The organism is Pseudomonas sp. MM227, assembly GCF_947090715.1.
Lineage (GTDB): Bacteria > Pseudomonadota > Gammaproteobacteria > Pseudomonadales > Pseudomonadaceae > Aquipseudomonas > Aquipseudomonas baltica.
In genome coordinates this window covers 1,048,352-1,060,519 of the sequence record NZ_OX352319.1, presented here as the reverse complement: position 1 = coordinate 1,060,519, position 12,168 = coordinate 1,048,352, and the positions used below count along the sequence as shown (strand labels likewise).

Annotated in this window: 12 protein-coding genes; 4 read left to right on the top strand and 8 right to left on the bottom strand. The window is 63.0% G+C overall.

The window, feature by feature from the left end:
• Window positions 1-3 precede the first annotated feature (3 nt).
• Window positions 4-873 carry a pca regulon transcriptional regulator PcaR gene (gene pcaR / locus ONG87_RS04765; protein ID WP_264382304.1) on the bottom strand — a complete coding sequence of 290 codons (870 nt, stop codon included), beginning with the start codon at window positions 871-873 and terminating at the stop codon, window positions 4-6.
• 277 nt (window positions 874-1,150) lie between these two features.
• On the opposite strand from pcaR, the gene ONG87_RS04760 reads away from it, so the two are divergent.
• Entirely contained in the window at window positions 1,151-1,351 is a 201-nt protein-coding gene (locus tag ONG87_RS04760) for a hypothetical protein (RefSeq protein ID WP_122479727.1), read from the top strand.
• Window positions 1,352-1,648: 297 nt separating this feature from the next.
• Window positions 1,649-3,121 carry an inorganic phosphate transporter gene (locus ONG87_RS04755; RefSeq protein WP_122479418.1) on the top strand — a complete coding sequence of 491 codons (1,473 nt, stop codon included), beginning with the start codon at window positions 1,649-1,651 and terminating at the stop codon, window positions 3,119-3,121.
• A gap of 67 nt (window positions 3,122-3,188) precedes the next feature.
• Here the strand turns inward: ONG87_RS04755 and ONG87_RS04750 are convergent, their stop codons facing one another.
• Window positions 3,189-4,661, bottom strand: a complete 1,473-nt coding sequence (locus tag ONG87_RS04750) for a DUF853 domain-containing protein (RefSeq protein ID WP_264382303.1) — start codon at window positions 4,659-4,661, stop codon at window positions 3,189-3,191.
• 343 nt (window positions 4,662-5,004) lie between these two features.
• Here ONG87_RS04750 and ONG87_RS04745 point away from each other — a divergent pair, with 343 nt between their 5' ends.
• Window positions 5,005-6,000, top strand: a complete 996-nt coding sequence (locus ONG87_RS04745) for a lysylphosphatidylglycerol synthase transmembrane domain-containing protein (RefSeq protein ID WP_264382302.1) — start codon at window positions 5,005-5,007, stop codon at window positions 5,998-6,000.
• Here the strand turns inward: ONG87_RS04745 and ONG87_RS04740 are convergent.
• Both ONG87_RS04740 and purU read right to left on the bottom strand, forming a co-directional pair.
• The gene (locus ONG87_RS04740; RefSeq protein WP_264382301.1) at window positions 5,969-6,196 is read right to left on the bottom strand and encodes a hypothetical protein; all 228 of its coding nucleotides are present in this window, start codon (window positions 6,194-6,196) and stop codon (window positions 5,969-5,971) included. The two genes, ONG87_RS04745 and ONG87_RS04740, sit on opposite strands and share 32 nt — an antisense overlap.
• Before the next feature lie 2 nt (window positions 6,197-6,198).
• A complete protein-coding gene (gene purU / locus ONG87_RS04735; RefSeq protein ID WP_192175578.1) occupies window positions 6,199-7,050 on the bottom strand; it encodes a formyltetrahydrofolate deformylase in 852 nt (283 codons plus the stop codon).
• A 314-nt stretch (window positions 7,051-7,364) separates the two neighbouring features.
• Here purU and mvaT point away from each other — a divergent pair, with 314 nt between their 5' ends.
• Window positions 7,365-7,745 (top strand): histone-like nucleoid-structuring protein MvaT, encoded by a 381-nt coding sequence (mvaT, locus tag ONG87_RS04730; RefSeq protein WP_122479728.1) that lies wholly within the window; start codon window positions 7,365-7,367, stop codon window positions 7,743-7,745.
• 96 nt (window positions 7,746-7,841) lie between these two features.
• On the opposite strand, the gene sbcB is transcribed toward mvaT, so the two are convergent.
• From sbcB to ONG87_RS04710, 4 genes are all read right to left on the bottom strand, one after another.
• Window positions 7,842-9,281 (bottom strand): exodeoxyribonuclease I, encoded by a 1,440-nt coding sequence (gene sbcB / locus ONG87_RS04725; RefSeq protein WP_264382300.1) that lies wholly within the window; start codon window positions 9,279-9,281, stop codon window positions 7,842-7,844.
• 73 nt (window positions 9,282-9,354) lie between these two features.
• A complete protein-coding gene (locus ONG87_RS04720) occupies window positions 9,355-10,512 on the bottom strand; it encodes a phosphatidylserine/phosphatidylglycerophosphate/cardiolipin synthase family protein (protein ID WP_264382299.1) in 1,158 nt (385 codons plus the stop codon).
• Window positions 10,513-10,635: 123 nt separating this feature from the next.
• Complete coding sequence (locus ONG87_RS04715; protein WP_122479425.1) at window positions 10,636-10,965, bottom strand: amidase; 330 nt, start codon at window positions 10,963-10,965, stop codon at window positions 10,636-10,638.
• Complete coding sequence (locus ONG87_RS04710; RefSeq protein ID WP_264382298.1) at window positions 10,962-12,041, bottom strand: serine hydrolase; 1,080 nt, start codon at window positions 12,039-12,041, stop codon at window positions 10,962-10,964. The genes ONG87_RS04715 and ONG87_RS04710 overlap by 4 nt, the downstream gene beginning before the upstream one ends.
• Window positions 12,042-12,168 lie beyond the last annotated feature (127 nt).

Sequence of the window (12,168 nt, the reverse complement as noted above, 5' to 3'; positions counted from 1 at the left end):
GGTTCAAGCGAACAGTTGCGCACTCAAGTCGCGGCTGGCAGCCAGCATGATCGGCAGGAAGCGTTGCTCCAGTTCCACCCGCGTCACCCGCCCGGCGTGGGTGCTGACGTTGAGCGCGGCCAGCACCTGCCCCGACGCGTCGTACACCGGCACGGCAATCGAGCGCAGGCCCTGCTCCAGCTCCTGATCGACGATGCACCACCCCTGCTGGCGGACCCGCTCCAGGCATTCGAGTAGGGTCACCTTGCTGGTCAAGGTACGGCTGGTCTTGGGTGCAAGGTCGGTGTGCTGCAGGTATTCGTGCAAAGAGGCGTCGTCGAGCGCGGCGAGCAATATGCGGCCCATGGAGGTGCAATACGCCGGCAGCCGGCCGCCCACCGACAGGTCCACGGAGATCAGCCGCTGGGTCGTGGCCGAGCGCGCGATGTAGAGGATATCGTCGCCTTCGAGCGTGGCCATGTTGCAGGCTTCGTGCAACTGCTCGCTCATGCGATCCAGATACGGTTGCGCCGACACCGCCAGGGGCGTCGATGACAGGTAGGCATGCCCCAGGGTCAGGACCTTGGGCAGCAGCGAGTAGGTGCGCCCATCGGTGGTGGCGTAGCCCAACTTGATCAGCGTATGCAGGCAGCGCCTTACGGCGGCGCGCGGAATTTCGGTGCGGTGGCTAATCTGCGCAATGGTCAGGTGTCGCTTGCGCTCTTGGAACGCCTGAACCACCGCAAGCCCACGGGCCAACGAGGTCATGAAGTCGGGATCGCCGGTAAACGCCTGGATGCGCTTGGCCGGCGATGCGACGATCGGCGGAGCCAGAGAGCTGAACGCCGTTCGCTGAGGCGCTGTCGAGCCTGCCGGTGGAGTGTGTTCGTTCATCGTACTGCCCTCTGGATTCTTCGGAACCGATCGAGGGCGATTATCGAACCACCGGGCGATAATCGCAAACCTGCGGCACGGGCGCTTCGTGGGCAGTTCTGAAACTTATCGCTGTTTACGCTTTCTCAATGTGTGTCGAGTGACGCGATACACATCCGATGACAGGCCTACGTGTCCCGTTAACTCCGCGAGCCGCTACAATGCGGTCGCCGACCGGCATGTTGCTTATGAAGCCCTATCCGCGGGTTTCAACTTTCCAATTATCAGAGTAATGAATGTGACGAAAGACGAACTGCGCGCGCAACTGGAGCGCCAGGAACAACGTTACAAGGAAGTCTACGGCGGCGAGATCACCACCTACGCCGCTCAGCCGGAACCCGAACGCAAGCCTTGGCGCAAACGCGCCAGTATTGTCGACCTGGCGTTTCAGGAAGAGATCCAGAAGATCGAAAAAGACCTGCAACAGCCTAACGCCTGATATTGACGTGGCACGACGCACCGCGCCGGCCCTGCCACGTCAATTGCCATCAAAAATGCGTCATGTGGCGACAGATTTCATACGCCCGTTTGAATTATTCAGGGTTGTATGCGGGACGTTGCCTGCTACCGAGAGCCCGAATTTTCGGGGCCAAGGTGCCTGCTGCATTGGCGTCAGCCCTCGCCACTGCCTGCTGAATGCCGGAAAAGCGGACCCACCGGTCAGCGCCTGGGGGGTCATAACGCCTCGATTTCTGGCATAATCGCGCCCCCTCAATGGCCCGGTCACAAAACCTTCATGATCGAATTATTCAGCGCACTGGATGCGTGGGTGTTGGTCAGCCTGTTCTTAGCGCTGGCGTTTGTTCTCACCTTCGAATTCATCAACGGCTTTCATGACACCGCCAACGCGGTGGCCACAGTCATCTACACCAAGGCAATGCCGCCGCACCTGGCCGTATTCCTGTCCGGTATCTTCAACTTCCTCGGCGTGCTGCTGGGCGGCGTTGGCGTGGCCTACGCGATCGTCCACCTGCTGCCGGTGGAGTTGCTGATCAACGTCAACACCGGACATGGCCTGGCCATGGTGTTCTCGCTGCTGGCCGCGGCCATTACCTGGAACCTGGGCACCTGGTATTTCGGCATTCCGGCCTCGAGCTCGCACACCCTGATCGGCTCGATCCTGGGCGTGGGTCTGGCCAATGCCTTGATCAACGACATCCCCTTGGGCGACGGCGTCAACTGGCAGAAGGCAATCGACATCGGCGCCTCGCTGGTGTTCTCGCCCATCGCCGGCTTCGTGGCGGCGGCCCTGGTGCTGATCGGCCTGAAATGGTGGCGTCCGGCGTCCAAGATGCACAAGACCCCGGAGCAGCGGCGCAAACTGGACGACAAGAAGCACCCACCGTTCTGGAATCGCCTGGTGCTGGTGTTGTCGGCCATGGCCGTGAGTTTCGTGCACGGTTCCAACGATGGCCAGAAGGGCATCGGCCTGATCATGCTGGTATTGATTGGTATCGTCCCGCAGCAGTTCGTACTTGACCTGAACTCGACCACCTACCAGATCGAGCGGACCCGCGACGCGACCCAGCACTTGAGCCAGTTCTACCAGCGCAACCAGGCCACCCTGGGTGAGTTCCTGGCGCTGGGCAAAGCCCAGCAGGGCGATCTGCCAGAGAAGTTCAGCTGCAATCCGCAGCAGACCGAACCTACCATCGCAGCGCTGTTGAGCACGCTTGAAGGTGTCTCCGACTACCATTCGCTGGCGGCCGAGCGTCGCATCGAAGTGCGTCGCTACCTGCTCTGCCTGGATGACACGGCGAAGAAGGTCGGCAAGTTGCCAGCACTGGAGCCGCGTGAGAAATCCGACCTCGAGAAGCTGCGCAAGGACCTCACCGCAACCACCGAATACTCGCCGTTCTGGGTCATCCTGGCCGTGGCCCTGGCCTTGGGCACCGGCACCATGGTCGGCTGGAAACGCGTGGTGCTGACCATCGGCGAGAAGATCGGCAAGCAAGGCATGACCTACGCCCAGGGCATGTCGGCGCAGATCGTCACAGCGTGCGCCATCGGCGCAGCCAACGTGTTCAGCTTGCCGGTGTCGACTACCCACATCCTGTCCTCGGGGGTCGCTGGTACCATGGTGGCCAACAAGAGCGGGCTGCAGGGCGGCACGGTGCGCACCATCATGCTGGCATGGGTGTTGACCCTGCCGGCCTCCATGGGCCTGGCGGCTGGACTGTTCTGGTTGGCGAGCCAACTGGTCGGGTAGGTAATGAGCGACAGTTGCAAAAAGGCGCCCGCGGGCGCCTTTTTGCATGGGTGGGAAAACGGTGACGCTACTTGCGCTTGCTGCCGCCCAGCAAAGACCCCATCAAGCCGCGGACCAACTGGCGACCGAACTGGTTGGCCGCCTGGCGCACCGCTGACTTCAATGCCTGCCCCGCCGCGCCACTGAGAAACTCGCCGGCCTTGTCGGCCAGGCTTGGCGCGGGCGGCTGTGCAGGGTCCGCGGCGGGCGCCAGCTTGCGCGCGGTCAGCAGTTCATAGGCGGACTCGCGGTCCACCGGCTGATCGTAGCGCCCGGCCAGTGCAGAGTTGCGGACCACGGCGGCACGCTCGGCGCCCGTCAGCGGGCCGATACGCGACTGCGGCGGCGCGATCGAGACGCGCCGGACCATCGCCGGGGTGCCTTTCTCCTCCAGCGTTCCGACCAAGGCCTCGCCGGTGCCCAGCTCGGTCAGCACCGCCAGGGTGTCGAACGCGGGGTTGGGGCGGAAACCTTCGGCAACCGCCTTAAGCGCTTTCTGCTCTCGGGCGGTGAACGCCCGCAGACCGTGCTGGATGCGCAGGCCCAGTTGGGCCAGCACCGCATCGGGCAGGTCGCTGGGGGACTGGGTGACGAAGTACACGCCGACGCCCTTGGAGCGAATCAACCGCACCACTTGCTCCAGGCGATCCTGCAGGGCTTTGGGGGTGCCGTTGAACAACAAGTGGGCTTCGTCGAAAAACAGCGCCAGCAACGGCTTGTCGGCGTCGCCGCGTTCGGGCAATTGCTCGAACAGCTCAGCCAGCAGCCACAGCAGGAACGTGGCGTAGACTTTCGGCGCCTCGTGCACCAGGCGGCTGGCGTCGAGCAAATGGATGCGACCACGGCCGTCGGCGTCCGGGTGCAGAATGTCTTCCAGGCGCAACGCCGGCTCACCGAACAGCGCCTCGGCGCCCTGCTGCTCCAGCGTGGCAAGGCGGCGCAACAGTGCCTGGCTCGAGCCCGTGGTCATCAGCGCGCTGTCGTCACCGAGCAGCTCTGGGTTGTCCCGGAGGTGGTTGAGCAGCGCCTTGAGATCCTTGAGGTCGAGCAGCAGCAAGCCTTCGCGGTCGGCTACCTTGAAGGCGGCGTACAGCGCGGACTGTTGGCTGTCGGTGAGTTCCAGCAGGCTGCCCAGCAGCAGCGGTCCCATTTCGCTCAGCGTGGTACGCAACGGATGGCCGGATTGCCCATGGATGTCCCAGAGGGTGACCGGACAGGCCTGAGCGCGGTAATCCAGCCATGGCATCTGCGCAATCCGCTCGGCGATCTTGCCCTGCGGATTGCCGCTGGCGCCGAGGCCGCACAGATCGCCTTTGATATCGGCGGCAAACACCGCCACTCCGGCCTCGCTGAAAGCCTCGGCCAGGCGCTGCAGGGTGACCGTCTTGCCGGTTCCGGTGGCGCCGGCAATCAAACCGTGGCGGTTGGCCAGGCGCAGGTCCAGACCCACTGGCTCGCCGCTCAGGTCGGCACCGAACAATACGTGTCGGGCATCCGTCATGTTGCACCTCTGCTGTTATTCAATGAAGCCTGACCCAGCGTAATGCCAAACCGGCCGGTGTGCAGGAAAAAATCCTGGGTGAATCAGTGCCGGCCTCTTCGCGGGCAGAGCCCGCTCCCACAGGGCAAGGGGGGTGTTCCCTGTGGGAGCGGGGCTCTGCCCGCGAAGAGGCCCCTGAGTGCACGTATGACCCACTGATCTAACCGCGAACCCAAGTCGCTGACGAATCGCGCCGACGCGGCTATCATCTCGCCCACGACGGCCCGACGCCGGCCCATACGGACTCTTCCATGCAGCGCACTCGCCTTTCCCCTCCCGCGAACCTCGCGACGACTCGCCTACCATGAGTCGTATGCTGTGGCTGGTTCTGATCATCGCCGTCGCCGTGCTCATTCCCATCGTCATGGGCGGCAGCGAAATGCTCCAGCGCCTGCGCGGGTTCTCGCTGCTTCTGCTATTGGGCATGTTCGGCATGATCTGCGTCGGCTGGGTGGTGAATGCCATGCGCCTGCGGCTGCTGCTGGCCGAGCAGGCCGCACGCATCGGTCGGCTGAAGACGGTTGCGGTAGTGATGGCGGCAGAGTTCGCCTATTGCGCCACCCCGGGCGGCAGCGGCGCACCACTGACCCTACTGGCCTTGCTGGGACGCCAGGGCATCGGCGCGGCCAAGACCAGCGCCGTGTTCGCCATGGACCAGCTCAACGACCTGATGTTCTTCTTCTTCGCCCTGCTGTGCATTCTGGTCTACGCGCTGTTTCACAACCTCAGCCAGGCACTGGAAAGCATGCTGCTGGCCAGCGGAGTTCTGATGACGGGCGCGTTGATCGCCTGTGCGGTACTGGCGCGCTATCACCGCCCGGTGATCAAGATCAACGGCCGGCTCCTGCAACTGCTGCGCATCAAGCCCGCCACACGACGGCGCTGGGCGCGCAAACTGCTGCATTTTCTCGACGCTTTCGCTGACAACTTCCGCCTGCCGCGCCGCGTGCTTGCCCAGGTGTTTGCCTTGACCTGCGTGCACTGGACGCTGCGCTACAGCGTGCTGTATTTCACTTTGCAGGGGCTGGGCAGCGAGGTGGACTGGGCGTGGAGCTTTCTGATTCAGATGCTGGCCCTGAGCGCCGGCCAGTTCAGCCTGTTGCCCGGCGGCGCGGGCGCCGCCGAGCTGGCCTCGGCCGCCCTGTTGGCGCCCATGGTAGGCAAGTCGACCGCTGCCGCCGCCATTCTGATCTGGCGGCTGGTCACCTACTACTTCTACCTGATCGCCGGCGGCCCGGTGTTCGTCGCCCTGTTGGGCAAGCCCTTGCTCAACAAGCTGCTGCGGGCCCGCCAGGCTTGACCGCAGCGGGCGTGTCGACGTCGCTGGCAGGCTCGCCCTGCGGCTGTTCCCGCAGCTGCTGCGCCCACAACGCCTCGGCACCCGGAAAATCGGTGCCGTGCTCCTCGCTCAGCGCCTCGGGATCGAAGCGGCTCGCACAGCCCGCACCGAGCACCGGCAACGGCTTGGCACTGGCCTTGTCGCCCGGCTCGTCCATGCTCAGCTGAAGACTACGGTCTTGTTGCCGTGCACCATCACGCGGTCTTCGAGGTGATAGCGCAGACCACGGGCCAGAACCATTTTCTCGACATCGCGACCGAAGCGCACCATGTCGTCGATGCTGTCGCTGTGGCTGACGCGAACCACGTCCTGCTCGATGATCGGGCCGGCGTCCAGCTCCTCGGTGACGTAGTGACAGGTGGCACCGATCAGTTTCACGCCGCGCAGCGAGGCCTGGTGGTAAGGCTTGGCGCCGACGAAAGACGGCAGGAAGCTGTGGTGGATGTTGATGATCTTGCCGGCATAGGCCTGGCACAACTGCGGTGGCAGAATCTGCATGTAACGCGCCAGTACCACGACATCGGCCTGGTGCTGATCGACCAGGCGCGAGACTTCGGCGAACGCCGGCAGTTTGTCCTGAGGGTCGACCGGCACGTGGTAGTAGGGAATGCCATGCCATTCGACCATGCTGCGAAGGTCGTCGTGGTTGGACACCACGCAGGCGATGTCGCAGTCCAGCTCGTTGCTGTGCCAGCGGTGCAGCAGGTCGGCCAGGCAGTGGGATTCGCGGCTGGCCATGAGCACCACGCGCTTCTTCTGCGCGGTGTCGGTGACCCGCCATTCCATGGCGAACTCTTCGGCGATGGGCGCGAAGGCTTCGCGGAAGGCGTCGATGTCGAACGGCAGGGTGTCGGCACGAATTTCGTGGCGCATGAAGAACCAGCCGTTCTGGTCATCGGAGTGGTGGTTCGATTCGCTGATCCAGCCGTTGTGGGACGCCAGGAAATGGCTGACTTTGGCAACGATGCCAACGCGGTCCGGGCAAGCGGTCACCAGCCGAAAAGTGCGCATGTATTCAAACTCCAGAAACTTCGCAAAGGGCGCCATTCTAGCGGCTGACGGCCGAATCTGCAGTATTGATTGCAGCCTTTCAAGCGTGTCGCACACCCGCCCCGCTCCACCGAACGGGTCGGCCGGCACACTGTCGATGGAGTCACAGGTATTAAATAGATCTGCCCGGTAATGACATGAAAAATCATTCACCTCGAGTTTGCAGGCACTGTCGGTATCAACGCAGTGTTTCCGTTAAATGTTTACTTGGCCTCGGTGGATGCTTATTATCACGACACTGTTTCCACTGACACTTGCATTACCGAGGTATGACCATGTCCCTGATCAACGAATATCGCGCAACCGAAGAGGCTATCAAAGAGCTTCAGGCACGCCTGAAGAACCTGTCCGAAGACGACAAATTGCAAACCGAACTGGAATTCGAAGGCAAACTGCGTACCCTGATGGGCGAATACCAGAAATCACTGCGTGACATCATTGCCCTGCTGGATCCGGAAGCCAAGTTGAACAAGGCACCGCGCCCTGCCACAGGCAAAGTTACCGGCACCAAGCGCGCGCGCAAGGTCAAACAATACAAGAACCCGCACAACGGTGAAGTCATCGAGACCAAGGGTGGCAACCACAAGACCCTGAAAGAATGGAAAGCCAAATGGGGTGGTGACGTGGTCGAAAGCTGGGCCAGTTTCCTCGGCTGATCGCTACATCGTTTGGATCGCAGTCTGTAGATCACAGCCTGTAGATAAAAAAACGCCAGTCCTGTGACTGGCGTTTTTTATGGCCGCGACTTCAATTCAAGTCGGCTGTAGGCCCAGGCGCGCCGCCAGTGCCTGCGCGTAGGTCTGCCAGTGATTCAGCACCTGGGTCTGCGCCGGATCGGCCTTGACCATGCAGTCGACCAGCGCGGCATTGAAACCTTGCAGAGTATTGGGCGCGCCCAATAGTGGATCACTCAGGCGCTGTTGGCAGAATTGCAACCAACGCTGTGTTTCAAGAGGATTCAGGGTATGCGGAAAGTTGCGCGCCCTGTAGCGGAACAACAATTCAGGCAGGCGTTCGTCATCGAATACCCACTGAGCTGTCGCCAACTGTTCTGGATCCAATGTGCGAATCTGTTCGCACAATAACCGGTCGCGGTCACCGATGAACCCGTCATACAACTGTTGTTCCGGATCGACACTCTCGGAAAACGCCTGCGCTTGATACAACGGTGACAATTTGTAATGCCATTGCGGTTGGGCATCGCACAAACGCATTGCCCGAGCTTGATAAAGCGGCTTGTCCAGATTCAGGCGTTGCCAATCTTCGTCGCGCAGTACGCCAAGCGGGGCTATTACCGGGCAGCGATTGATGTGCAGAAGTTTCAAAGGCAATGGCGCCTCGCCCTCCGCGAGGTCCTCGCGGCGTTTGTACAGACGCTCTTGCAATACCTCGATACTTTGCTCGATCAACGGCTGCGGATCATGAGCCAGGTCGTAGACAATCAAGGCATTGCGATTCTTTGGATGCCAAGCCAATGGCAACACCACTGCGGCATAGCGTCGCGCTGCGCCGAACTGCCCGGAAACATGTACCAGCGGCTGCAACAGCTGGATGTTTTCCTGCACCCGTTGTTTGCCACGCAATTGGAACAGCCAATCGTATAGCCGAGGCTGGCACTGGCGAATCAAGCGCGCCAGCGCAATGGTTGCACGCACGTCGGACAACGCATCGTGCGCCTGACCATGGTCGATGCCGTTGGCGGCCGTGAGCAGCTCCAGGCGCATGCTCGCCCGTCCGTCCACCTGCGGCCAGTGGATGCCCTCGGGGCGCAGCGCATAGGCAGCGCGAACCACGTCGATCAAGTCCCACCGGCTGTTGCCACCCTGCCACTCGCGACCGTAGGGGTCGAAGAAGTTGCGATAGAGGCTGTAGCGGGTCATTTCATCGTCGAAGCGCAAGGTGTTGTAGCCGGCCCCGCAGGTACCGGGCATCGCCAGCTGGGCGTGGACCCGGGTCATGAAGTCGGCCTCGCTCAGGCCGCGATCGGCCAGGCGCTGCGGAGTGATGCCGGTGATCATGCAGGCTGCCGGGTGCGGCAGAATATCGTCGCTGGGCTGGCAGTACAGGTTGACCGGCGCGGCGATCTCGTTGAGGTCTGCATCGGTGCGGATGCCGGCGACCTGCAAGGGCCGATCGCAGCGCGGGTTGATACCGGTGGTTTCGTAGTCGTACCAGAAAATGCTGGAAGTCACTGAGGTGTCCTGTGCGCAGTTGCGCGACAGTGTAGAGCCCTGCCCCGCATGAGGCCACGGTTGTCGGGCGGCCTCAGCCCCGGCGCCGAAACACCGCCACGCTGAGGCGATCCATCCAGCCGAAAATGCGTTGCTGAACCCGCCCCCAGAACGGCCGACGGCGCCAATCGGCCAGGCTGACTTCATGGCTGGCGGCGAAGTCGGTGATGAAGCTGCGTTCCACCGCCGCAGTCAAGCCAGGGTCCAGCGCTTCGAGGTTGGCTTCCAGATTGAAGCGCAGGTTCCAATGGTCGAAGTTGCACGAACCGACACTGACCCAGTCGTCGATCAAGACCATTTTCAAGTGCAGGAAACAGGGTTGGTATTCATAGATCTTGACCCCGGCCTTGAGCAACTTCGGGTAATAGTTATGGCCGGCATAGCGTACCGATGGGTGGTCGGTGCGCGGACCGGTGAGCAACAGCCTGACGTCGATGCCGCGGCTGGCGGCGCGACGCAGCGAGCGGCGGACCTTCCAGGTCGGCAGAAAATAAGGTGTCGCCAGCCAGATGCGGCGCTGTCCGCTGTTCAGTGCGCGCACCAGTGACTGCAGAATGTCGCGATGTTGCCGGGCATCGGCGTAGGCGACCCGCCCCAGCCCCTGGCCGCCGTCGGGCATGGGTGGCACGCGCGCCAAGCCGAAATGGGTAGGCGGACGCCAGGCGGTGCGCCGCAGGTTGGCGCGCCATTGGCGGTCGAACAGCATCTGCCAGTCAGCGACCAAGGTGCCCGTCATGGCCACCATCACCTCATGCCATTCGCTGACACTTTCATTTGGCTGCCAGAACTCGTCGGTGACACCAGTGCCGCCGACCATCGCCCATTGCTGGTCCACCAGCAACAGTTTGCGATGGTCGCGGTAGAGGTTGCGCACGCCCCGGCGCCAACTGATCGGGTTGTAGAAACGCAGCTCCACCCCAACGTCGGTCAACTGCGCGCGCAGTTCTGCGGTGAAGGCCAGCGAGCCGTAGTGGTCGAACAGGCAGCGTACATGCACGCCCCGTGCGGCCGCCGCGTGCAGTGCCTGGACCACGGCCTGGGCACAGGCGCCGGCCTCCACCAGGTACAGTTCCAGATCGATCGCGTGCTCGGCCTGGCCGATGCGCTCGAGCATGCGCGGGAAGAACTGCGGCCCGTCGATCAGCAACTCGAATTCGCTGCTCTCGCGCCACGGAAACACCGGCCCGCCCATGTCAGCGCCCCTGCATGACAGATAGGGTCGCTTGCAAGCCGTTCGATTCACGCATGGGCAGTCCTGTAACCAGGTGGATGGAGACATCGGTGGCGGGTGCAGGCAGACCAGGTTCGGGCCGGTTCATCCGTCGCTCCCGGGAATCAAGCGGCAGCCTTGCCGTGGCCCAACCCAGGCCGCCGTATTGCTGCGCCCCAGGCCGCTGGCCAGAACCCGCCGCTGGCCAGCGTCCTCGCTCAGGCTGCTGAGCGGCAGATACTGCTTGATGTAGCTCTGACAGTAGTCGGCACTGTTTTGCAGCACATAGCGGCACGAGCAGTATTCCTTCGCTGAAAAGGCGCTGAGAATGTCGGGAAAGGCCAGCAACTGCGTGCGTTCGTGCCACAGCCAAGTGGCCGCCGCCAGCGACAGCAGCAGGCCCAGCGCCGCCCAGGCGCGCTTGCCAGTGCTCATTGGCCACCCGGTGCGGCGAAGGCGGCCACGATCCGCTGCAACAGCGCATCGTGGCTGAAGCTGCCATCGCGGTCGTCGGCATAGCGCACCACCACCAGGCGTTGCTCGGGCAGCACGTACAGCGCCTGCCCCCAATGCCCCAGTGCCGCCATGGTGCTGCGCGGAGCATGGGGCCAGGCCATATTGCTGTTGAGCCACCAGTGCGCGCCTGCTGCGGGCTCTCTCGCAACGTGCTCACTCGGGGCGAACGGCGTGCGGTTGAAGGCCACCCACGCCTGCGGCAGCAATTGCCGGCCACGCCATTGGCCATCGCGCTGCATCAGCAGGCCCACCCGGGCCAGATCGCGCGCGGTCAGGTAGGCATAGGACGAGGCGACGAATGTGCCGCTGGCATCGGTTTCCCACACCGCCTGGTCGATACCCAGAGGCGTGAACAACGCCTGCCAGGGATAGTCCGGGTACTCGTGCAGGCCGACCATGTTGCGCAGCGCTGCGGCGAGCAGATTGCTGTCGCCACTGGAGTAGCGGAAATGTTCGCCGGGCGGGTAGGCACGCCCGTGACTGGCGGCATAGCTGGCCATGTCGCGCTGACCACGGGTGTAGAGCATCGCCACCACCGAGGAATTGAGCGGTGCATATTCGTAGTCTTCCTGCCAGTCCAGCCCCGACGCCCAGTGAAACAGGTCCTGCACGCGTATATCGCGGTGCTGGGCAAGGGGCTGGAAATAGTCGGCGGCGGCATCCTGCAGGGCAAAACGCCCTTCGCCATAGGCCACGCCCATTACCGTGGCCAGCAGGCTCTTGCTGATCGACCAGGTGGCATGTACCCGGTCGGCAGCACCGGGGCCGGCGTAGCGCTCGTAGACGATCTCGCCGTCGCGGACCACCAGCAGCGCATCGGTGCGCACGCCTTCGCGCACGGCGTCATCGCGGGCGACGAACGCGTATTGCTCCAGAGCGGCAATGGCCGGCGACGCCGGTGCCGGTGCCTGGCTCCATCGCTCGGATGGCCAATTCTGCGCACCCACCGGTAACGCGCACAGCAGAGAGATCGACAGGATAAGCAGACGCGGCATGCGGGGAAGGCTCGTGATCGAGGTTGGAGCGAGTGTGCAGTGCGGGTATGACAGCCGTTCGCTGCAAGAGTTGTGTGGCGTATGGCAGTCGAGGGCTGTCACGCAAGCATCACCAAAGCTTCATGGT

Coding starts and splice junctions, on each gene's coding strand:
- ONG87_RS04720 (WP_264382299.1), bottom strand. CDS start 10,512: ATGGGCGGGCCGGTGTTTCCGTGGCGCGAGAGCAGCGAATTCGAGTTG.
- ONG87_RS04755 (WP_122479418.1), top strand. CDS start 1,649: ATGATCGAATTATTCAGCGCACTGGATGCGTGGGTGTTGGTCAGCCTG.
- ONG87_RS04715 (WP_122479425.1), bottom strand. CDS start 10,965: ATGAGCACTGGCAAGCGCGCCTGGGCGGCGCTGGGCCTGCTGCTGTCG.
- purU (WP_192175578.1), bottom strand. CDS start 7,050: ATGCGCACTTTTCGGCTGGTGACCGCTTGCCCGGACCGCGTTGGCATC.
- ONG87_RS04750 (WP_264382303.1), bottom strand. CDS start 4,661: ATGACGGATGCCCGACACGTATTGTTCGGTGCCGACCTGAGCGGCGAG.
- ONG87_RS04710 (WP_264382298.1), bottom strand. CDS start 12,041: ATGCCGCGTCTGCTTATCCTGTCGATCTCTCTGCTGTGCGCGTTACCG.
- ONG87_RS04740 (WP_264382301.1), bottom strand. CDS start 6,196: ATGGACGAGCCGGGCGACAAGGCCAGTGCCAAGCCGTTGCCGGTGCTC.
- ONG87_RS04745 (WP_264382302.1), top strand. CDS start 5,005: ATGAGTCGTATGCTGTGGCTGGTTCTGATCATCGCCGTCGCCGTGCTC.
- mvaT (WP_122479728.1), top strand. CDS start 7,365: ATGTCCCTGATCAACGAATATCGCGCAACCGAAGAGGCTATCAAAGAG.
- pcaR (WP_264382304.1), bottom strand. CDS start 873: ATGAACGAACACACTCCACCGGCAGGCTCGACAGCGCCTCAGCGAACG.